Genomic DNA, 21769 nt, shown 5'->3' with positions numbered 1-21769 from the left:
CTCGTCAAGTCCCGCGGCGCCGACCTGGACCACCAGCTGGACCTCCTGCGGTCGGGGGCCCCCCGCCGGGGGGCGGGGCCCCCCCCCCACGCCCGCAAGACTCATGGGGAGTTCGAAAGGTTGTACCCCGGAGTCACCGGGACCGCTGGTGTCACCGGGACCACTGGCGGCCCCGGTGACACCAGTGTCATGAGACCCGTGTCACGACACCGAAGTGAACTTCGTTCCCTCGCCCGCGTACAGCGACGTCAGCGACCTCGTGAAGGGTGCCGACCACGAGCCCGTGCCCAGGAACACGTGCGTCCCCGCCGCCCCGTACGCCACGAGGTCGGGCCGCCCGTCGTTGTTGGCGTCGCCGACGCCGACGAGCTGGCTGTAACCGTTCCAGCCGCCGCCGATCCGCACCCGGCCCGCGAACGTGCCGTCGCCCTTGCCCTGGTACAGCCACAGCACGCCGGAGGCGTCCCGGGCGACGAGGTCGCCGGCCGGGCCGCCGGCGATGTTGCCGGTGGCGGCGAGCTGGTTGTAGACGCCCCAGCCGGGGCCGATCTTCGTGCGGCCCGAGTAGGGCGCGTTCCAGCCGCCCGTGCCCTTGTAGAGCCACAGGACGCCGGCGGTGTCGGTGGCGACCATGTCGGCCTTGCCGTCACCGGTCAGGTCGGAGCCCGCGGCCATCTTGTTGTAGACGCCCCAGCCCGGGCCGACCTTCACGCGGTTCGCGAACGTGCCGTCGCCCTTGCCGAGGAAGCTCCACAGCACACCGGCCGTGTCCCGGGCGAGGACGTCACCGGCGGGCGCGCCCGCGATGTTCCCCGCCGACTCGATCAGGTTGTACGTGTTCCATCCCGCACCGACCTTCACGCGCGGCTTCGCCGGCGTCACCTGACCGGCCACCGGCCAGTCGAGCGTGTCGTCCCGCCACAGCGTGCCGGACGCGTCCCGCGCCAGCAGGTCGGGCGAACCGTTGTCGGAGAAGTCGTGCGGGTTCGCCTGCCGGACCACCTTGAACGCGCCGGTCGTGTACGACGGGGCACCGATGGCGCTGGCCGACGTGAGGGTGACGTCCCACGTGTAGTCGCCGTTCGGGGCGCTGATCCCGCCCGTCAGGCCGTCCCAGGTGAGCCGCGCGGGCGCCGAGGGCAGCGCCAGCCGCTTCGCGTAGGTCTTCCCGGTCGCGGTGTGCCGCAGCCTCACGTCCATGATCACGTTGTATCGGGAGAGCCGCCACTCCATGGCCACCTGACCGCCGTTGCGGTCGAGTTGGGCCACGGCGGGGACGGTGCTGCCGAGGACCGTCGGCGAGGCCGACACACCGGGAGTGGGTCCGACCAGCGAGGCCGTCGGGTAACCCGACGCCTCGTTGACCTTGAACAGCCCCTCGCCGTCCGCCCCGGTCCCGCCCTGCACGAGGATCCCCCCGTCGGGCGCGGTGGACGTGGACGTGAAGTGGTCGAGCAGTGTCACCGTCGCGCCCGAGAGGAGGTTCTGCGCCGTCAGCGCGTGCAGCGGGTCGGGGGAGGAGGCGCTGAGTCCACCGGGCACCCCGTACAGAATCCACTCCCCGGAGAACCCGACGACGACGCCACGCGTGCCCCCGGTCACCGGGACGGTCTTGAAGGGCTTGTACTCGGTCCGCCTCTGCACGGCCACCCGCGTGACGCCGTCCACGTACTCCGTCCAGGCGAGGTACGACGGGCTGACGGCGGTGGTGACGGTGGCCGGGTCGAAGGACTCGACGACCGACTCCGGCCTCATGAAGTTGCCCAGCAGGTTCGTCAGGGCGCGGTAGTACGTCGTCTTGCCCATGGTGTCCGTCTTCGTGAACAGGACGACCACGTCGGTGCCGGAGTGTGCGACGACCTTGTAGCCCCGGGCGGACGGGAGGGGCGAGATCTGCTCCTGCTGCTGCACGCCGTTCACGCGGGTGAGCCGGTAGAGGTACTCGCCCCCGTAATTGTTGGGCACGCTCAGGTAGAGCGTCGAGCCCGCCGCACCGGCGATCGTGTAGTTCGTGCCGATCCCGATCGGTTCCACGAACGACGTGAACATGCTGACGCTCATGTCGTACAGGTAGAAACGATTCCCCTCGCGGGTGATGACCGTGTCCGAGCGGGTCGGGGCGGCGAGCGTCCCCGGAATGTCCGTCCGGCTACCGTCGGACAGCCTCGTCCACGTCAGCGCGACCCCACCCGCACCGTCGTCCTTCGAGGTGAGGAACCCGGTCGTCCCGGCGCTGACGAGCTTCTCGCCCGCCGGCAGCGTCACCGCCGCCGCGTCCTGCACCCCCGCCACCACCGTGGCCCCCGCCACCGGCGCCGTGACCAGCGTCCCGGCCGTGGCCGTCACCGCCAGGACCGCTGTCACTGCTACCGCGACCCGGCGGCTGTTGCGTATGTGCGCGTGATTCATGGTGTTACCCCCCAGGGAAACGGGCGCGATGTCAGCAACACCGCGCCCGTTACTCATGATTGCGTCATTGCAGAGGCAGCGTACGAGACGAAGGACACCCAGGTCGCGGGGGATACGGCGAGCCGGGGGCCGTGGGGGATCTTGGAGTCGCGGAGGTGGATGGTGGTGGGGTGGGCGGCGACTTCGAGGCACTCGCCGCCTTCGCCGTCGCTGTAGCTGGACTTGCGCCAGTGGTAGGCGACTTCGATGCAGTTGCCGCCCTCAGAGTCGCTGTAGCTGCTCTTGAACCAAGCCAGATCCGCGGTGTTCATCTTTCTCCCAGCAGTTTCTCGATCCACGTCAGGGACTCGCGTTTCGTGAGCGCCTGCGACCGCAGGATGCCATAGCGCTCGGTGTACTGACGGACCTCCTCCGGGTCAGTGATCAGCCGGGCGTGTCCGTAGATCTCGGTGTACGCGGCTTCGCGTCGCGCCTTTGGGGTGAGGAGGGTGAACGCACCTCCGAGGTACGGGTGTTCGTGTCGATCCTGCGGCATGATCTGGAAGTCGACCGTGCGCCTTCGCGCCACATCCAGGATGCGTCGTAGCTGGTCGCGGTGTACTTCGAGCCCGCCGAATGGGCGCAGTAGGACCGCTGCCTCCAGGACGAAGCTGATCGTCGGGGTCGGCCACTTGTCGAGGAGTACCTGCCGGGAGATCCGGTCGGCCACCCGCTTCTCTACGGTTGCCTCATCCAGCATCGGGCGGCGGTGTTCGAAGAGGTTCTGCGCGTAGGCGGGTGTCTGCAGGATGCCCGGCACCGCCTGCACCTCGTAGTAGTGCAGAGCCACCGCCGCCGCCTCCGCCTTTGCGAAGTCCTGGAACCAATCCGGATGCCGCACCCGCGACCGCGCCAACGCCTCCCGCACGTCATCCACCGCTGCAACCAGCACCCCACCCGCGTTCAGCAAGGGGTCCGCCCGCACCAAGAAGTCCGGCTGCGGGGTCCGTACCCCCCGTTCGATCGAGGAGATCAAGTCCTCGCTGCAGTGCGTGATCTCGGCCAGCTCGGCCTGGCTCAGGCCCGCGTTCTTCCGCAGCACCTTGATGATCTTTCCGAGCGCACGAAACAGGTGCGCCGTACCGTCCACTTCGGAGGGCCGTTCCGGCCGCTCCTCCTCGTTTCCCGACATCCGTACCGCCCTCTTGGCGCACCCGTACAGTGACGCAGCGTCGTCGCGTCGCTGCTGGTCAGCGTAGGGCGAGCCCGCCAGGCTCGGTGGCATGAAATCCGAAACCGCCACCCCAATCGGTGAGTTCGCGCTCCGGCTCTCGGCGACGCGCCGGGGCGCACGGCTGGCGCGGTTACTCGCCGTGCAGCAGCTTCACGAGTGGGGCGTGTCCGGCCCGGAGGGCGAGGCGGCCGAGGTGGTCGTCGCCGAGCTCGCGAACAACGCGGCCCTCCACGGCCGGGTGTCGGGGAGGGACTTCGAGGTGCGGATGGAGCTGGGCGACGATCACGTGCGGATCGAGTTGTCCGACGCGCGGGGGGGAGCGGATGCCGCTGCCCGCGCGGGAGCCGGACGAGGGCGGGTACGGGCTGCTGCTCGTGGCCGCCCTCGCGACGGCGTGGGGGGTGAAGGACCGGTGCGTCGGCAAGACGGTGTGGGCGACCGTGCCGGCGCGGGTGGGTCAGAAGGCGGAGGCGGGGAGGAAGATCCAGCTGTAGCCCGTTTCGCGGCCTTGGAAGGGGGCGCGCCAGCTGCCGGTGCCCAGGTAGTAGTAGGGGACGCCGTTGTCGGTGAGGGCGAACAGGTCGTTGCGGCCGTCGCGGTCGAGGTCGCCGATGCCGAGGGTGGTGGCGTATTCGTTCCAGCCGCCGCCGACGCGGATGCGGGTGGCGAAGGTGCCGTTGCCGTTGCCGAGGTACATCCAGAGGACGCCGGCCTTGTCGCGGGCGACGAAGTCGCCTGCGGGGGCGCCGGCGATGTTGCCGGTGGCGGTGATCTGGTTGTAGATGCCCCAGCCCGCGCCGAGCTTCACGCGGGTCCCGTACGGGGTGGTGGTCGAGCCCGTGCCCTTGTAGAGCCACATGACGCCGGTCTTGTCGGTGGCGAGGAGGTCGGGGCGGTTGTCGCCGTTGACGTCGCTGCCGGCGGTGAGTTTGTCGTAGATCTGCCAGCCGCCGCCGATCCGCGTGCGGGGGGCGAGGGCGTGGCCGGTGCTCTCGTGGAGCCAGAGGACGCCGGTCCTGTCCAGGCTGAGCACGTCGTCGTGGGGGGTGCCGCCGAGGTTTCCGGCGGCGAGGAAACGGTCGGCGTCGTTGTGACCGGTGTTGAGATGCTCGGGGGCGCCCAGGGCCCGCTTCCCGATGAACTGGCTCAAGTTGAAGAGGCCCAGCGGGCCCGACCGATCCGGGATGAGCAGGTCCGGGCTGCCGTCGTTGTTGAAGTCGTGGGGGACGGTCTTGCGGACGATGTGGAAGGTGCCGGTCTTCACGAGGGCCGGGCCGATGCCGGACTGGTGCTGAGCCGTGAGGCGCCAGGTGTATGCGCCGTTGGGGGCGAGGACCGTGTTGTTGCCGGCGCCGAACGTGCCGTTCCAGTTGAAGCGGTAGACGCCACCGGAGAGGAAGAGCGTGGGCGTCAACTTCTTCTGGGTCGCGGTGTGCACCAGTTCGAGGCGCACGTTCGACGCCCACCGGCTGAGGGTCCAGTTCAGCTGGCTGGGGACGGTGTCGCGGTCGAGGTCGATCGACTCGGGGACGCCGTGGCTCAGCAGTTCCAGCTGGGTGGGCTCGCCCGTGCTCGCCACGAGGGTGACGGTCGGCCGGGCGCCGTCGGCGCCCGGGGAGATCCGGTAGAGGCCCTCGCCCTGCTCGATCGTCCCGCCCCGCGCCACCTGGGTGCCGTCGACACCGGGGACGGAGTTCTTCGTGTGGTCCAGGAGCTTGACGGTCTCGCCGGTCGTCAGGGAGCGGGCGTACGACGCGAGGCTGGGCAGGGGGATGGTGGTCGCGTAGGAACTGGTGGAGGTCCGCCGGTACGTCAGCCAGTCGCCCATCAGCTGGATGGCCACGTAGTCCGTGACGTCCAGGGCGTGCCGTACGACCTCGCCGGTGTCCCGCCGGGCCACGGCCACCTTCACCGTGGAGTCGGCGCCCTTCTCGACCCAGGCGATGTGGGTGGACGACAGGGTGGTGCTCCCGGTCGTCCCTTCGGCGCGTTCGTACTCCTCGACGACCGCGTGGGTGGCTATGTCCACCACGGCCACGCGGTTCTGCTTCACCCCGTCGACGGTCGCCGCGTACTGGATCACGGTGCTGTCCGGTGAGTCCACGACGATGCCGGTGAGGGTGGCGTCGGCCGGGAGGCCGGTCACGGTGTCGTCGACCAGGGTGTCCTGCTGCTTGGCGATGATGTGGATGTCGGTGCCACCGGCCGCGTTGGCCTTCTTCGCGACGATCTTGGTGCCCGCGAACCCCGAGACGGAGTACCCCTCGCCGAGCGGGGTGAGGTCGATCTCCAGCGGGTCGGCGCCGGTGCCCATGTCGTACAGCTTGAAGACGCCACCGTCGCTGTGCGTCACGATGTCCGTCTGTGGAGCCCTCCCGTATCCCGATCGGGGGAGCACGGTCGTGGCGCCGTCCTTGTAGCGCGTCCACCGGTAGGTGACCAGGCCGCCGCCCGTCTGCCCACTCAGGAAGCCGGTCGTGCCCGAGCTCATGACCAGGGCGTCCACCGGGAACGGCGCCACGGTCTCGTCCTGTACCGCGCCGACGGCGGCCGGTACCGCCGCCGCGGCGGGAACGGTCGCCAGCGTCCCCGCCGTGACGGCGAGGACGGCGGTGACGGCCGCGGCGAGTCTCAACGGGGTGCGGGTGCGGGGGCGAAGCAAGGTGGTGCCTTTCTCGGATGGTTCGGGTTTCTCGCAATGGTCCGAGGGGTCAGAACAGGGTCACGTCGCCGGTGCCGAGCGGCTCCGGGTTGTAGACCTCCTGGCGGGAGCCGAAGGGGGCGCGCCAGTTGCCGGTGCCCAGGTAGTGGGCGAGGGTCTCGTACGTGCCGCCCGCGGCGCCCTGGACGACGAGGTCGGGGCGGCCGTCGCGGTTGGTGTCGCCGACGCCGACGATGTCGGTGTAGCGGTTCCAGCCGCCGCCGACGCGGATGCGGGTGGCGAAGGTGCCGTTGCCGTTGCCGAGGTACATCCAGAGGACGCCGGCCTTGTCGCGGGCGACGAAGTCGCCTGCGGGGGCGCCGGCGATGTTGCCGGTGGCGGTGATCTGGTTGTAGATGTTCCAGCCGGCGCCGAGGCGGACGCGGGTCGCGTACGGGGTGCTGGTCGACCCCGTGCCCTTGTAGAGCCACATGACGCCGGTCTTGTCGGTGGCGAGGAGGTCGGGGCGGTTGTCGCCGTTGACGTCGCTGCCGGCGGTGAGCTTGTCGTAGATCTGCCAGCCGGCGCCGATGCGGGTGCGGGGGGAGAAGCCCTTGCCGGTGCCCTGGTGGAGCCAGAGGACGCCGGTGCGGTCGCGGGTGAGGAGGTCGGCGTGGGGGGAGCCGCCCGCGTTGCCGGCGGCGGTGACGCGGTCGTAGGTGTTCCAGCCGGTGCCGTAGTCGACGCGCTCGCGCTTGCTCGGGGTGCCCCAGTGGCCGGTCTCGTAGAGGGTCTGGCGGGCGTCGTAGCCGACGAGGCGGCCCGTGCTGTCGCGGACGAGGAGGTCGGGGGCGCCGCTGTCGGAGAAGTCGTGGGGGGCGGGCTTGTTGGCGACGGTGAGGGTGCCGGTCTTCGTGAGGGTGGGGCCGATGCCGTCGGTGGGGCGGGCCGTCATGCGCCAGGTGTAGGCGCCGTTGGGGGCGGAGGTGCGGTTGTCGAGCAGGCCGGTCCAGAGGGCGCCGCCGACGTGCGGGCGGTCCAGGTGGGCGGGCTCGGAGTTCCACTGCTTGCCGGAGGCGGTGTGGGTCAGTCGGAGGCGGATCTCGACGTTGCCGCGGTCGAAGTCCCACCACCATTCCGGGTCCTTGCCGCCGGTGAGGTCGACGACGTCGGGGACGCTGCGGGCGACGGCGCCGATCGCGGTGGGTTCGCCGGTGCGTGCGACGAGGGTGGCGGTCGGGGTGCCGTCGGGGTCGAGGGAGACGCGGTAGACGCCTTCGCCGTGTGCGGCGGTGCCGCCTCGGACGAGCTGGGTGCCGTCGGTCTCGCCGAGGACGCGCTGGAGGCTGTCGAGGAGCTTGACGGTCTTGCCGGTCTTCAGGGAGCGGGCGGTGAGGCCGTAGAGGGGGTGGGGGTCGGTCTGGCGGTACGAGCTCACGCCGTACGTCACCCAGTCGTCGCCGAGGAGTTCGGTCTGGACGTTGCCGGTGCCGAGGACGGTGCGCGTGGGGGTGGTTGCGGTGTCGCCGCGCGGGGCCACGGCCAGGGTGACGGTGCCGTCGGCGGCCCGTTCGGTCCAGGCGACGCGGGTGGTGGAGGTGGTGGTGTCGCCCTCGTTGGCGACGAAGGGGAGGGTGCGGTCCTCGGTGACGGTGCCGGTGGCGACGTCCACGAGGGCGAGGTGCTTTCCGGGGGCGCCGACGGTGTTGTAGGTGAGGATCAGGGTGTCGGGCGAGGAGAGGTCGTAGCGGTAGACCGACGCGTTGTCGGGCAGGCCGGTGACTTTGCGGTCGAGGACCGTGTCTTCCGGCTTGCTGACGAGGTGGACTTCGGTGCCGCCGGCGGAGTTGGGCCGCTCCATGACGAGGGTGGAGCCGGCCAGGCGGCGGAGGTCGGCGTTCGGGCCGAGGGCCGTGGCGTCGATGACGACGGGGGTGGCGCCGGTGGCCAGGTCGTACAGGGTGTGGACGCCCTCCGCCGACTTCACGGCGAGGTCGGTCCGGACGCTGCCGAGATAGGGGCCGGGGGGCAGCACGGTGGTGACGCCGGTCGCGTACTGGGTCCAGCGGTACGCGGTCCCCGTCTCCGTCGCCAGGGAGGTCAGGAAGCCCGACGGGCCGATGCTGGAGAGGCGGGAGCCGGCCGGGAGGGTGAGGGGGAGGGGCGCGTCCTGTTCGGCCGCCGGTGCGACGGCTGTCGTGGGCGGTGCCGCCAGGGCCGGGGTGGTCATGCCCGCGGCGGTGACGGCGAGGACGGCCGTGACGGCCGCGGCGATGCGGTGCCGGGACGTACGAACGTGGATCAAAGGGACCCCTCCCCCAGAACGCTGGTGCGGCGGTGATCCGCCGTTGAGGGTGGGACGTGTGGGGAGGGTGGATGGTTGTACGGGGAACGGGCCTCGTTCCGGCCGACTTGCGCCGGAACGAGGCCCGTTCCCGATGAGGAGCGCTCAGCTCATCAGGTTGAACGTGAACGTGGTTCCCGACGGGTAGAGCTCGGTGTACGTGCGGGTGAGCGGGGCCGACGGGTTGCCGGAGCCGATGTACAGCTGCGTGCCGCTCGGCGCGTACGCCAGCAGGTCGTTGCGGCCGTCGCGGTTCATGTCGCCGGTGCCGACGAGGTGGGTGAAGCCGCCCCAGCCGCCGCCGAGACGCACGCGGGCCCCGAAGGTGGCGCCGCCGGTGCTCGGGTAGAGCCAGAGGACGCCGGCGGTGTCGCGGGCGACGAGGTCGCCGTACGCCGAGCCGGTGAGGTCGCCGGTGGCGGTGATCTGGTTGAAGGCGCCCCAGCCGGCGCCGACGCGAGTGCGGCCGGAGTAGGGGGTCTTCCAGTTGCCGGTGCCCTTGTACATCCACAGGACACCGGCGGTGTCGGTGGCGAAGAGGTCGGCCCAGCCGTCGCCGTTGACGTCGCTGCCGCCGGTGATCTTGTTGTACGCGTTCCAGCCGGCGCTGACCTTCGAGCGGGTGGCGAAGGTGCCGTCGCCCTTGCCGAGGTAGAGCCAGAGGACGCCGGAGGCGTCCCGGGCGACGATGTCGCCGGCGGTGGCGCCGGCGACGTTGCCGACGGCCTCGATCTGGTTGTACGCGTTCCAGCCCGCGCCGAGCAGCTTGCGCTCGTGGACGAAGATGAAGTCGGAGCCGTCGCCCTTGTTGGTGTCGTCGCGCCACAGCCGGCCCGCGGAGTCCCGGAGCAGGAGGTCCGGGGTGCCGTTGTCGCTGTAGTCGTGCGCGGCGGGCTTGCGGACCACCTTGAAGGCGCCGGTCTGCTTCACCTCCGGGCCGATGCCGTTGAGCGGCTTGGCGCGGAACTCCCAGGTGTAGTCGCCGTTGTAGGCGGGGAAATTGGTGAGCCTGCCCTGCCAGTTGACCCGGACCTTGCCCGTGTTGGCGACCGTGCCGCCGAGGCCGGTGAAGGGGAACTGCTCCGTCCGGCCGGTCCGGGTGTGCCGCAGGGTGACGGTGCCGGACACGTTGCCGCGCGACAGGCTGAAGGTGAAGGTCGCCTTGCCGTCGTTCTGGTCGAGGTCGACGACCTCAGGGACGTCGTTGCCCAGGAGCTTGACCGAGGTCGGGGCGTCGGTGCTCGCGATCAGGATGGCGGCCGGGGTGCCGTCGGCGCCCGGGGCGATCCGGTAGATGCCCTCGCCGTGCTCGATCGTTCCGCCGCGCACGAGGAGGGAGCCGTCGGGGGCGGTGGCGGTGGTCGCCACGTGATCCAGGAGCTTGACCGTCCGCCCGCCGGCGAGGGGGACGGCGGTCAGCGGGTAGAGCGCCGACGGGGAGTCGGCGGTGCCGCCGAAGGGGCGGGAGTAGGTCGCCCAGTCGCCCACGACGGCCGTGTACATGCCGGAGCCGCCGTTGAGGTACCCCAGGTCGGTGTACGTGGGCGTGCCGCCGCTTCCGCGCGGGGCCGTGGCGAGGCGGACCCGGTCGGGGGCCACGTACTCGATCCAGGACCAGTGGGTGGCCGACACGGCGACGTTGGCGATCGCCTTGGGGTTGCCCGGGAGCGTCTCCAGGACCTCGCCGGTGTAGGTGTCGACGGCGGCGACGAAGTGACGGGCGTCGTCGTAGGGACCCGTCGAGTACTGGATCAGCGCGATGCCCGGCGCGGTCTGGGAGATCCTGCCGAGCCGCACGTTGCCCGGGATGCCCGCGACGGGGGTGTTGACCACCCCCGACGAGCCGCTGTTCTTGCGCAGCAGGATGACGCTGAGCTGGTTCGTCTCGCTGGTCGACGACGCCACGAGCGTCGAGCCGACGGCCGCGCGCACGTAGTACCCGCCGGGGGGCGTGATGCCCGTCAGCATGCTGCTCGGGTTGGCCATGTCGTTGATCCAGTGGACGGACTGCCCCTCCTTGCGGGAGAAGACGATGTCCGAGCCGCTGCCCGTGTAGGCGGTCAGCGGTTCGTTCAGGACCTTGGTGGCGCCGGTCTCGTAGTTCGTCCAGCGGTACTCGGAGCCGGTCGGCAGCGCGACCGTGCTCAGGTAGCCGGTGACTCCGGCGCTGACGATCTGCGAGTTCTGCGGGAGGGTCACCACGGCGTCGGCGGCCTGCGGGGCCTGTGCCTGCTGCTGTACGGCGGCGGCGGTCGCCGGGGTCGCGGTCACGGCGACGCCGGCGGTGACGGCGAGGACGGTGATCACGGCGGCGGTGAGCTGCCGTCTGGTGGTGCGGGAGCGAGTCAAGGGATCGTTTCCTCTTGGATCGGAGTCGTCGGGAGACGTGGTTGATCAGGAGACGTGGTTGATGCCGTAGCCCGAGCTGTTGATCACGAGCGCGTCGGTGGGCACGCGCGTCGCGAACGGCGTGCGCCAGCTGCCGGTGCCCGGGTAGACGTACGAGGTGTTCTCCGGGCCGAAGGCGTACAGGTCGGCGCGGCCGTCCATGGTGCCGTCGCCGATGCCGACGATGTGGGTGTACTGGTTCCAGCCGGCGGAGATCTTCACGCGCTTGGCGAAGGTGCCGTTGCCGTTGCCGAGGTAGAGCCAGAGGACGCCGGCCTTGTCGCGGGCGACGAAGTCGCCGGGGGCGGCTCCGGCGACGTTTCCGACGGCGCTGATCTGGTTGTAGATGCCCCAGCCCGCCCCGACCTTGGTCCGGTTGGCGAGGGGGGCGGAGGGCTTGCCCGTGCCCTTGTAGAGCCACATGACGCCGGACCTGTCGGTGGCGAGGACGTCGGCGCGGCCGTCGCCGGTGAAGTCGCCGCCGCCCGCGAGCTTGTCGTAGACGTTCCAGCCGGCGCCGATCCGGACCCGGTCGGCGAGGGGCTTGCGCTGGTTGCCGGTGCCCTGGTGGAGCCAGAGCACGCCGGCGGCGTCACGGCCGACGACGTCCGGTGCGGTCGTCCCGGCCACGTCGCCGACGGACTCGATGAGGGAGTACCCCTGCCAGCCGCCGCCGATGTACTCGGGGTCCTCGGCCGGGACGACCTTGCTCTTCCACACGTCGTACATCGTGTCGAGGCGGCGCAGGGTCCCCTGGCTGTCGCGGAAGAGCAGGTCCGGGGCGCCGTTGTCGTCGAAGTCGTGCATCTTGGGCTTGCGGACGACCTTGAAGTCGCCGGTGGCGTGCAGGGCGGGGCCGATGCCGTTGGTCGGCTTGGCGGTCAGTTCCCATGTGTAGTCGCCGTTGAACGCGGCCTTGCCCGGGTCGTTCTCGCGCCAGGCGAAGTTGCCGCGCCAGAGGAAGCTGAAGCTGCCGTAGTCGCTCGACATCTCGTGGTGGTAGCGCTGCCTGCTCTGCTTGTGGATCAGCTCCACGGTGTACGTGAAGTGGCCGTGGGAGAGGTTCCAGTCCAGGCGGACCCGGTTGTTCTGGGCGTCGAGGTCGACGACGGGGCCGATGGTCGTCGAGAGGAACGTCAGGGCGGTCGACTCGCCGGTGGTGGCGACGAGTTCGGCGGTCGGCGTGCCGTCGGAGCCGAGCTTGACCCGGTAGACGCCCTCCTTCCCGCCGACCGTTCCGCCGCGTGCGAGCAGGGTGCCGCCGGGTGCGGACACGACGCTCGACACCCGGTCGAGCACCGTGAACGTCCGGCCGCCGGCCAGCGGGCGGACCGTGAGCGGCAGCAGCGGGTCGCCGGCGGTTCCGCCGCCGGTGGTGGTGGACCGGCCGTAGGCGACCCAGTCCCCGAACAGGCCGAGGACCTTGGCGCCGTCGGCCCGGCCGACGGTGATCGTGGTGTCCGTGCCGGTGGCCCGGTCGGTCACGACCAGGTTCTCGCCCTGCCACCGGACGAGCTTCGCGGGGGAGACGACGGCGGGCTCGTACTCGCCGGAGCCGGTGGCCGGCGGCGCGTAGGTGCCGGTCACCGCGCCCGTGGCCAGGTCGATCACGACCACGCCGGTCTTGGACCAGCTTCCGGCGCCGCTCGGACGGTACGAGACGACGGCCGTGCCCGGCGTTCCCGTCGCCGTGATCACTTCGTCGAGGTCGGCCGGGACTCCGGTGACCTTGACGTCGGAGACGGTCGTGCCGGACTTGGAGACGAGGTGCAGTTCCTTCGCCCCGTTCGCGGTCCTCGCCTGGACGAGAAGCGTGGAGCCGTACGCGGCCACCACCTTGCGCGTCGAGCCCAGCTGCCTGAGGTCGATGGCGACCGGGGCCGCGTCGGGCGCGGTCATGTCCCGCAGGCGGATGATCCCGTAGTCGTACGTGTCGGGGATCGGCACGATGTCGGACACGAAGGCGTTGGGCAGCGCGGGACCGGCCGAGTACGCCTCGGAGAGGAGCGTCGACGTGCCGTTCGGCCGGTACCAGCGGTACTCGTAGCCGTACATCCCCTCGCTGTCGTAGTGCTCGGTCGAGCCGAGGAAGCCGCTCGTTCCCGAGCCGATGACCTCGGTCCTGGCCGGCAGCGTCGGGAAGGGCAGCGGGTCCGCCGCCGGGGCGCCCGCCACCGTGCCGGCGGCGGGCGCCGCGACGGCCGGGGCGCCGGTCGCGGCCGTACCGGCGGTGACGGCGAGGACGGTGATCACGGCGGCGGTGAGCCGTCGTCGTGCTGCGCGGGAGGGAGACAAGGGATCGATTCCTCTCGGATCGGAACATTCACGGGCGGGCGGGGGCCGTCACGAGCTGTCAGGTGACGTGGTTGACGGGGGCCTCGGTGTTGAGGAGGAGGTCGGTGGGCCTCCGCCCTTCGACCGGTGAAGACGGCCTGCCGGTCCCCGCGTAGACGTACGAGGTGTTGTGCGGGCCGTAGGCGTAGAGGTCGGCGCGGCCGTCTCCGGTGGCGTCGCCGATGCCGACGAGCTGGCTGTACGCGTTCCAGCCGGCGCCGATCCTCGAACGGGTCGCGAAGGTGCCGTTGCCCTTGCCGAGGTAGAGCCAGAGGACGCCGGCCTTGTCGCGGGCGACGAAGTCGCCTGCGGGGGCTCCGGCGATGTCGCCGACGGCGGTGATCTGGTTGTAGATGTTCCAGCCGCCGCCGATCCTGACGCGGTTGGCGAGGGGCGCGGTCGCCTTGCCGGTGCCCTTGTAGAGCCACATGACACCGGCGGTGTCGGTGGCGAGGACGTCGGCGCGGCCGTCGCCGGTGACGTCGCTGCCGCCGGCGAGCTGGTGGTAGATGTTCCAGCCGGCGCTGATGCGGACGCGGGCGGCGGCGGGCTTCTCCTCGCCGCCGGTGCCCTGGTGGAGCCAGAGGACGCCGGCGGCGTCGCGGGCGACGACGTCGGGTGCGTTCGTCCCGGCGATGTCGCCGACGGACTCGATCAGCTTGTAGCGCCCCCAGTCCCAGCCCATGGTCTCGTGGGTGTGCGTCGGCACGACCTTCTTGGTCCGGGTGTCGTACGTGGTGTCGGTGGCGCGCAGGTAGCCCAGGCTGTCGCGGAAGAGCACGTCCGGTGAGCCGTTGTCGTTGAAGTCGTGCATCGTGGGCTTGCGGACGACCTTGAGGGCGCCGGTGGCGTGGACGTCGGGGCCGACGCCGCCGTCCGGCTTGACGGTCAGGTTCCAGGTGTAGTCGCCGTTGAACGGGTCGTCGGCCGTGTTGCTCCCGGCGGGGGCGGAGGCGGCGTCCCAGACGAAGGCGAGCCTGCCGAAGGAGTAGGGGTCGTTCCGGCCGGTGTGGACGAACCGCTCGCCGGTCTCCTTGTGGACCAGCTCCAGGGTGTAGGAGAAGTCGCTGTGCGTCAGCGACCAGTCCATGTGGAGCCGGTTCCGCTGGGCGTCGAGGTCGACGACGGGGTCGAAGTCCGTCGACAGGATCGACAGCGGGGTCGACTTGCGGGTGGAGAAGACGAGTTCGGCGGTCGGGGTGCCGTCGCCGCCGAGCGCGATCCGGTAGACGCCCTCGCCCTTCCCTGCTGTTGCGCCCTGCACGAGGAGGGTGTCGTCCGGGCCGTGCGTGATCCACGACGCGTGGTCGAGCAGCGTGACGGTCCGGCCGTCGGTGAGCGAGCGGGCCGTGAACGGCACCAGGGGGTCACCGGCCGTCCCCCCGCCGGGTTCGGTCGACTTTCCGTAGGCGATCCAGTCGCCGAGCAGATCGAGGACCGAGTAGTTCTCGGCCTGGCCGACGGCGATCATCGTGTCCGTGCCGGTGGCCCGGTCGGTGACGACGAGGTTCGCGTCCTGCCAGACGGCGAGCTTCGTGGGGGAGACGGCGCGCCTCCCGTACCCGCTGGTGCCGGACGTCAGCGGCGGGTACGTCCTGGTCACCGCGCCGGCGGGCAGGTCGATCACCACCGCCGCGGTCTTCGTCCAGTCGGAGCCGACCGGGATGTACGAGACGACGGCCGTGCCGGGCGCGCCGGTCACCGAGACCGCATCGCCGAACGTCGCCGGGACACCCGTGATCTTGCGTTCGGAGAAGCCGCTGCCGCTCCTGGAGAGGAGGCGGAGCTCCTTCGGGCCGTTCGGGGGGCCCGCCTTGACGAGGATCGTGGAGCCGGCCGTGGCCACGTACTTGTACGTGGAGCCCGGCTTCCTGAGGTCGAAGACGACCGGGGCCGTACCGGCAGGCGCGGACATGTCGCGGAGCTCGACCACCTCGCCGTCCGAGTGGTACGACGTCTTCGTCACGACGTCGGAGACGGCGAGGTCGGGCGTCATGACGATGTCCCCGTAGGACCGCGCGAGGTGGGTCGAGGTGCCGTCCGGCCGGTACCAGCGGTACTCGGTGATCTCGCCCTCGGGGTAGAGGGAGCGCCAGCTGGAGCCGAGGAATCCGCTCCGGCCCCAGCTGACGACGTTCACGTCCGCCGGGACGTTGTATCCCGGCTGCGTGTCCGCCGCCGGGGCGGCGGAGACCGTACCGGGCACGGGGGCCGCGGTGGCCGGGACGGTGGTGAAAGCCGTGCCCGCGGTGATCGCGAGGACGGTGATGACGGCGGCGGTGAGCTGTCGTCGGGCGGGGCGGGAGCGGGTCAAGGGATCGTTTCCTCTGGGTTCGGGGCCGTCAGGAGACGTGGTTGACGCGGTAGGTGGCGTTGCTCGGGGCGATCGGGTCGGTGGAGAAGCGGGCGTCGAAGGGGGTGCGCCAGCTCCCGGTGCCCTGGTACACGTACGCGACGTTGTTCGGGCCGGAGACGTAGAGGTCGGCGTGGCCGTCCCTGGTGGCGTCGCCGATGCCGATGAAGCGGGTGAACTGGTTCCAGCCGCCGCCGATCCTCAGGCGGCCGGCGAAGGTGCCGTTGCCGTTGCCGAGGTAGAGCCAGAGGACACCGGCGGTGTCGCGGGCGACGAGGTCGCCGGCGGCGGCTCCGGCGACGTTGCCGACGGCGGTGACCTGGGTGTAGGTGTTCCAGCCGGCGCCGAGCCTGATGCGGGTCGCGAAGGGGGCGGAGGGCTTGCCGGTGCCCTTGTAGAGGTACATGACGCCGGTCTTGTCGGTGGCGAGGACGTCGGCGCGGCCGTCGCCGGTGAGGTCGCCGCCGCCGGTGATCCGGTTGTACGTGTTCCAGCCGGCGCCGATGCGCACGCGGTCGGCGAGGGGCTTCTTCTCGCTGCCGGTGCCCTGGTGGAGCCAGAGGACACCGGCGGCGTCGCGGCCGATGACGTCGGGAGCGTTCGTCCCGGCGACGTCGCCGACGGACTCGATGAGCGAGTAGGTCTGCCACCCGCCGCCGATGAGGGCGGGCGCTTCCGGCGTCGTGACCTTGGCGTCGGGGTAGGCGACGTTCCTGTACATGGTGTCGCTGCGCCGCAGGTTCCCCTGGCTGTCGCGGAAGAGCAGGTCCGGCGAGCCGTTGTCGTTGTAGTCGTGGATCTTCGGGGTGCGGACGACCTTGAAGTCGCCGGTGTAGGTCAGGTCCGGGTCGAAGCCGTCGCTCGTGTAGACGCTGGCCTTCCACGTGTAGTCGCCGTTGAACGCGGCCTTGCCCGTGTCGTCGAAGGTGCCGGGCCAGACGAGGGAGAGCTTCGGGCCGTACTGCTCCATGTCGAGCGTGGTGGTGTACCGCAGCCCGCTCTGCTTGTGGGTCAGCTCCACCTGGCCGTGGAAGCGGTCGCTCGACATCAGCCAGTACAGAGGGACGCCCCGGTTGTAGAGGCTGATGGGGACGTCGAGGTTGACGACGGACCCGATGTTCGTCTTGACGAGGGTGAGCGCGGGGGGAGCTCCGAGGGTGGCGACGAGTGCGGCGGTGGGGGTTCCGTCCGCGCCGAGCGCGATGCGGTAGACGCCCTCGCGCTCCATGTACGCCTGGCCGCGGACGAGGAAGCCGCCGTCCGCCGTGGGCACGAGGGGGCCCATCGCGCGGAAGAGCAGCGTGACGGTCCGGCCGTCGGTGAGCGAGCGGGCCGTGAGCGGCTCCAGTGCGCCACCGGGAGGCCCCGAACCGTCGTCGGTGTCGGTGGACTTGCCGTAGGTGATCCAGTCCCCGAGCAGGCCGAGGAGCGCGGGACGGCGCCGGGTGGAGTCCTGGCCGACGGTGATCGTCGTGTCCGTGCCGGTGGTCCGGTCGGTCACGACGAGGTTCTCGCCCTGCCAGACGGCGAGCTTCGTCCGGGAGACGCTCTGCTCCTGGTAGCCGCTGTCGCCGTCGGCCAGGAGCGGGTACGCGCGGCTCGTCGCGCTCGTGGCCAGGTTGATCACGACCACGCCGGTGCGGTCCGAGCCGTCGGTCGGGTAGTACGAGACGACCGCCGTGCCGGGCGTGGCCTTCACCGAGAGCGCGCCGCCGAACGTGGTGGGGAGCCCGATGATCTCGTCGTCGGTGACGGTGGTGCCGCTCTTGGAGAGGAGGTGGAGCTTCTTGGGGCCGTTCGAGGCGCCCACCTGGACGAGGACGGTGGAGCCGATCGTCGCCACGTACTTGTACGTGGAGCCCAGGGTGTTCAGGTCGATGACGACCGGCGCCGTACCGGCGGGCGCGCCCATGTCGCGGAGTTCGATCACCCGGCGGTTCGCGTTCAGCACGGTCACGGTGTCGGAGGCGAGGGCGTTGGGGGCCGCGGTGCTTCCGGAGCCGCCGGTCGCGATCCGGGTCGAGGTGCCGTCCGCCCGGTACCAGCGGTAGGTGGGGACGAGTTCCTCGGTGGCGTCGTACTGCTCGGTGGAGCCGAGGAACCCGCTCGGGCCCGAGGTGACGAGGTGCACGTAGCGCGGGACCTCGAAGGTGGGCAGCGGGTCCGTCGCCGGGCTCGCGGACGGTGCGGAGGTCGTCGCAGGGGCCGCCGTCGCCTCGGGTGCGACCGCCAGGGCTCCGCCCGCCGTGAGGGCGAGGACGGTGGCGATCGTGGTCGCGAGGTGGCCGCGTGCGGAGCCAGAGGGCACGTTCTACTCCTGCGTCTGATCAGGTGGTACGCACAAGCGTGCGTACCACCTGATCAGACGATTCATCAGGAGAAAAGGTTGTACGCCTTGTTCGCGTCGAGTCCCGTCAGCAAGGGCTTGTTCAGCGGCTGGTTCTTCACGTGCAAGCCGATGTACGCGTAGACGTGGTGGTTGACCGCGTCACGTGCGACGAGGTCGGGGATGCCGTCGCGGTTGACGTCTCCGGAGCCGACGATGTCGGAGAGGACGTTCCAGCCGGCGCTGATCCTGATGCGGGTGCGGAAGCTGCCGCGTCCGTCGCCCTCGTAGAGCCAGAGGACGCCGGCCTTGTCGCGGGCGACGAGGTCGCCGGCGGGGGCGTCGACGCCGTACATGTCGCCGGTGGCGGTCAGCTGGTTGTAGATGCTCCAGCCGGCACCGACCCGGACGCGGTCGGCGTAGGGGGCGGTGGCCTTGCCGGTGCCCTTGTAGAGCCACATGACGCCGGCCTTGTCGGTGGCGACGAGGTCGGGACGGCCGTCGACGTTCAGGTCGCTGCCGGCCGCGATCTGGTCGTAGACCTGCCAGCCGCCGCCGATCCGGGTACGGGTGGCGAAGCTGCCGCGGCCGTCGCCCTGGTAGAGCCAGAGGACGCCGGCCTTGTCGCGGGCGACGAGGTCGCCGACGGTCGAGCCGGCGATGTCGCCGGCGGCCTCGATGCGGTCGTAGATCTGCCAGCCGCCGCTGATCCGGCTGCGGTGCGAGGTGATCTGCCGCGTGTACGGGCTGTCGAAGGTGCTGTCCCGCCACAGGACGCCGCTCGTGTCCCGCGACAGCAGGTCGGGGGAGCCGTTGTCGTCGAAGTCGTGCGGGTTGGCCTTGCGGACGACGGTGAAGGTGCCCTGGGCCGTGATCGGGTCGCCGATGCCGTTGAGCGGCTTGGAGGTGATCTCCCAGGTGTACGCGCCGTTGTACGCGCTGAGGTCGGGGACGGGCCCGGACTCGCTGAACAGGTCGCCGCGCCAGTCGAGGTGGGCGACGAGGTCGGACCCGACCTGGGGCCGGGCCACGGTGATGCTCTTGCCGGTCCGGACATGACGGAGGGTCACCCGGTAGTCCGCGTTGCCGCGGTTCAGGAACCACTTGAAGGTGACGTTGCCGCGGTACGGGTCCAGGTCGACCGTGGCGGGCACGTCCGCGGGCTTCGTGAACGCGAGTCCGGTGGGCTTGCCGGTGGAGGCGACGAGCGTGGCGGTGGGCTTGCCGTCCTCGCCCGGGGCGATCCGGTAGAGGCCCTCGCCGTCCGCGATCCGGCCGCCGCGCACCAGCTGGCCGCCGTCGGCCGTGGCGACGGCCGACGTGATGTGGTCCAGCAGCGGGACCGGGGCGCCGCCCGTGAGGCTGTGGGCGGTCAGGGCGTGCAGCGGGTCGGGCGCGGTGGAGTCGAGGCCGCCCCGCTGGGAGGAGGTCAGCCGGTCGCCGACGAGACCGATCTCGATCGCGGCGAGCGTCCAGGTCTCGCCGAGCGGGACGATCGTGTCGTCCGCGCTCGTACCGGTGCCCCGGGTGCGGACGACCGCGCGGGCCGTGTGGGTGTTCGTGTCGTACTCGACCCAGGCGATCCGGGTCGCGGAGACGGCGACGTCGCCGAACTCGGCGGTCTTGGGCGTCTCGTACGTCTCCGTCACCGCGCCGGTGGCGAGGTCGAGCAGCGCCCGGTGCCGGGCGCCCGCGGCGGTGGTGTAGGTGACGAGGGCGTGCTCGGCGGTGCCGGGGCGCACGTTGGCCGACTTCGCGCCGGCGGGCAGGCCGGTGACGGTGACGGGGCTCTTGTCCTTGGCGTGCAGGACCAGCGAGACGCCGGAGTCGGTCGTCACGTTGGTGAACAGCGCGGAGCCGGCGGCCCCGCCGAAGGTCACCGTGACGCTGCCGGTTCCGCCGGGCCCGTCGAGGGTGCCCAGGAAGATGCTGAGGGCGGTGGTGCCGGTCTTCATGTCGCGGAGTGAGGCCCTGTCGGCCTCGCGGGTGGCCACCAGGTCGCCGCTGCCGGCGCCCATGGCGGAGAGGTTTCCGGGCAGGACGGTCGACGCGCCGCCGTCGTACGGCGTCCAGCGGTACTCGGGGACCGTCTTGTCGTAGCTGAGGAAGCCGGTCGTGCCGGAGGCGGCGATCAGGGCGGCGCCGCCCGGGAAGGCGACGGTGTCCGCGTCCTGCTGGGTCACCCCGGTCACGCCCGCCGGGAGCGCCGCGGCCGCGGGAACGGCGAGCGCGCCCGCGCCGAGCGTCACGGCGAGGACGGTGGCGACGGATGCGCCGAGACGCCGCTGGGTGGAGCGTACGGAAAGCAAGGATTTCCCCCTGGGAGTAGCGGGAGGCTCGCACACGAGTGCGCACCCCGCCCGATGAGACTCTTCGTGTGCGGAAGTGGTTGTACGGCCGTGCGGCCGGATTCGGTCCGTCCCCCCCCCGGCCGGCGCGGGCGCCCCGCCGGGTGGGACGCGCGCGATCAGGACCAGTGGTCGTACGTGGCGCCCTCGGAGCGGAAGGGGGTGCTCGCGCGCCCCTTGAACGGGGCCTTCCAGCTGCCCGTGCCGGAGTAGAGGTAGACCTTGTCGCCGACCGGGCTGTGGGCGACCAGGTCGTTGCGGCCGTCGCGGTCGGCGTCGCCGACGGCGACGAGCCGGGTGTACTCGTTCCAGCCGGAGCCGATCCGGACGCGCGGCGCGAACGTGCCGTCGCCCTTGCCGAGGTGGAGCCAGAGGACACCGGCCTTGTCACGGGCGACGAGGTCCCCGGCGGCCGCTCCGGCGACGTTCCCGACGGCCGCGATCTCGTTGTAGACGCCCCAGCCCGTGCCGGCGCTCTTGCGCGTGGCGGCGAAGGGGGCGGTGTCCCGGCCGGTGCCCTGGTGGACCCAGAGGACGCCCGCCGCGTTGACGCCGAGGAGGTCGGGCCGGCCGTCGCCGGTCACGTCGCTGCCGCCCGCGAGGAGGCCGTACGTGTTCCACCCCGTGCCGACCCGGATCCGGTTCGCGAACCGGCCGTCGCCGATGCCCTTGTGCAGCCACAGGACCCCGGTCCTGTCCCGGGCGACGACGTCGCCGACGGCGGAGCCGCCGAGGTTCCCGGCCGCCTCGATCCGGTCGTACACGCCCCAGCCGGTGCCCACCTTCAGCGGGTCGCCGAGCCCCTGACGGCTCCACAGCGTGCCGCTCGCGTCCCGCGCGAGGAGGTCGGCGGAGCCGTTGTCGTCGAAGTCGTGCGGCTTCGTCTTCCGGGTGATCCTGAACGTGCCGGACACCTTCAGCGGGAGGTTGGTCGTGCCCGCCTCCGGAGAGGCTTCCTCGACGTCGACCGTCCAGGTGTAGTCGCCGTTGGGGAACGCGACCCCGGTGGAGGGGTTCTGCAGGTCGATCTCGGCCAGGCTCGATCCCTGGAAGGTGCCCGTCAGCGACTGGACGCGGCCGGACTTCACGTGCCGGATCTCGACGGTGCCCCGCGGGATGTACGGTCCGAACGTCCAGGTCAGCTTGTACGGGCCGGGCCGGTCCAGGTCGGCGACCGCGGGCACGGTGTGCCCGACCAGTTCGATCCGGCTGCGCAGGACGGCGTTCGCCGCGCCCGCCGACGCACCGGCGACCGGCGCGGCGAACACCGGTGCCCCGACGGTGCCGGCGGCCAGCGTGACGGCCAGGGTGACGGTGACGGCCGCGGCGAGGCGGCGGCGGGATGCAGCGGTGCTCGGCAAGATGAAACGTTCCTCCCCCGGAGAGGGCGCGGCGTGCGGTCAGCGGCGCCCC

The 21769-nt window shown here is 71.3% G+C and carries 11 protein-coding genes and 1 pseudogene; 1 reads left to right on the top strand and 11 read right to left on the bottom strand.

Features of this window, described 5'->3' with window-relative positions; translation table 11 throughout:
* Positions 1-201: 201 nt before the first annotated feature.
* Genes ACFVZH_RS11875 through ACFVZH_RS11865 form a run of 3 tightly spaced genes read right to left on the bottom strand, consistent with a single transcriptional unit; the run spans position 202 to position 3580 of the window.
* Positions 202-2409, bottom strand: coding sequence for an FG-GAP repeat domain-containing protein (locus tag ACFVZH_RS11875; RefSeq protein ID WP_384895802.1), 2208 nt, complete (start codon positions 2407-2409; stop codon positions 202-204).
* A 53-nt stretch (positions 2410-2462) separates the two neighbouring features.
* Positions 2463-2720 carry a DUF397 domain-containing protein gene (locus tag ACFVZH_RS11870; RefSeq protein ID WP_384895800.1) on the bottom strand — a complete coding sequence of 86 codons (258 nt, stop codon included), beginning with the start codon at positions 2718-2720 and terminating at the stop codon, positions 2463-2465.
* The gene (locus tag ACFVZH_RS11865) at positions 2717-3580 is read right to left on the bottom strand and encodes a helix-turn-helix domain-containing protein (protein ID WP_384895798.1); all 864 of its coding nucleotides are present in this window, start codon (positions 3578-3580) and stop codon (positions 2717-2719) included. The genes ACFVZH_RS11870 and ACFVZH_RS11865 overlap by 4 nt, the downstream gene beginning before the upstream one ends.
* Before the next feature lie 91 nt (positions 3581-3671).
* Between ACFVZH_RS11865 and ACFVZH_RS11860 the strand changes: the two are divergent.
* Positions 3672-4116 (top strand): annotated as a pseudogene (locus ACFVZH_RS11860) (ATP-binding protein).
* Here ACFVZH_RS11860 and ACFVZH_RS11855 read toward each other — a convergent pair.
* The 8 genes from ACFVZH_RS11855 to ACFVZH_RS11820 all read right to left on the bottom strand — a co-directional run bounded on the left by ACFVZH_RS11855 (position 4080) and on the right by ACFVZH_RS11820 (position 21717).
* Complete coding sequence (locus ACFVZH_RS11855; RefSeq protein ID WP_384895796.1) at positions 4080-6284, bottom strand: FG-GAP repeat domain-containing protein; 2205 nt, start codon at positions 6282-6284, stop codon at positions 4080-4082. The pseudogene ACFVZH_RS11860 and the gene ACFVZH_RS11855 sit on opposite strands and share 37 nt — an antisense overlap.
* 49 nt (positions 6285-6333) lie before the next feature.
* Positions 6334-8568 (bottom strand): FG-GAP repeat domain-containing protein, encoded by a 2235-nt coding sequence (locus ACFVZH_RS11850; RefSeq protein ID WP_384895794.1) that lies wholly within the window; start codon positions 8566-8568, stop codon positions 6334-6336.
* A 144-nt stretch (positions 8569-8712) separates the two neighbouring features.
* Positions 8713-10956, bottom strand: coding sequence for an FG-GAP repeat domain-containing protein (locus tag ACFVZH_RS11845; protein WP_384895792.1), 2244 nt, complete (start codon positions 10954-10956; stop codon positions 8713-8715).
* A 45-nt stretch (positions 10957-11001) separates the two neighbouring features.
* Entirely contained in the window at positions 11002-13290 is a 2289-nt protein-coding gene (locus tag ACFVZH_RS11840) for a VCBS repeat-containing protein (RefSeq protein WP_384895791.1), read from the bottom strand.
* A gap of 58 nt (positions 13291-13348) precedes the next feature.
* Positions 13349-15643, bottom strand: a complete 2295-nt coding sequence (locus tag ACFVZH_RS11835) for an FG-GAP repeat domain-containing protein (protein WP_384895789.1) — start codon at positions 15641-15643, stop codon at positions 13349-13351.
* Positions 15644-15671: 28 nt separating this feature from the next.
* Positions 15672-17990: an FG-GAP repeat domain-containing protein gene (locus ACFVZH_RS11830; protein ID WP_384895787.1), complete on the bottom strand. Its 2319-nt coding sequence runs from the start codon at positions 17988-17990 to the stop codon at positions 15672-15674.
* A gap of 65 nt (positions 17991-18055) precedes the next feature.
* Positions 18056-20317: an FG-GAP-like repeat-containing protein gene (locus ACFVZH_RS11825; RefSeq protein WP_384895785.1), complete on the bottom strand. Its 2262-nt coding sequence runs from the start codon at positions 20315-20317 to the stop codon at positions 18056-18058.
* 158 nt (positions 20318-20475) lie between these two features.
* Complete coding sequence (locus ACFVZH_RS11820) at positions 20476-21717, bottom strand: FG-GAP repeat domain-containing protein (RefSeq protein WP_384895784.1); 1242 nt, start codon at positions 21715-21717, stop codon at positions 20476-20478.
* Positions 21718-21769: the final 52 nt, after the last annotated feature.

This window comes from Streptomyces sp. NPDC059534 (genome assembly GCF_042743475.1).
Classification (GTDB): Bacteria; Actinomycetota; Actinomycetes; order Streptomycetales; family Streptomycetaceae; genus Streptomyces.
Note: the sequence above shows the minus strand (reverse complement) of the source record. Positions and strands in the feature narration are given on the sequence as shown.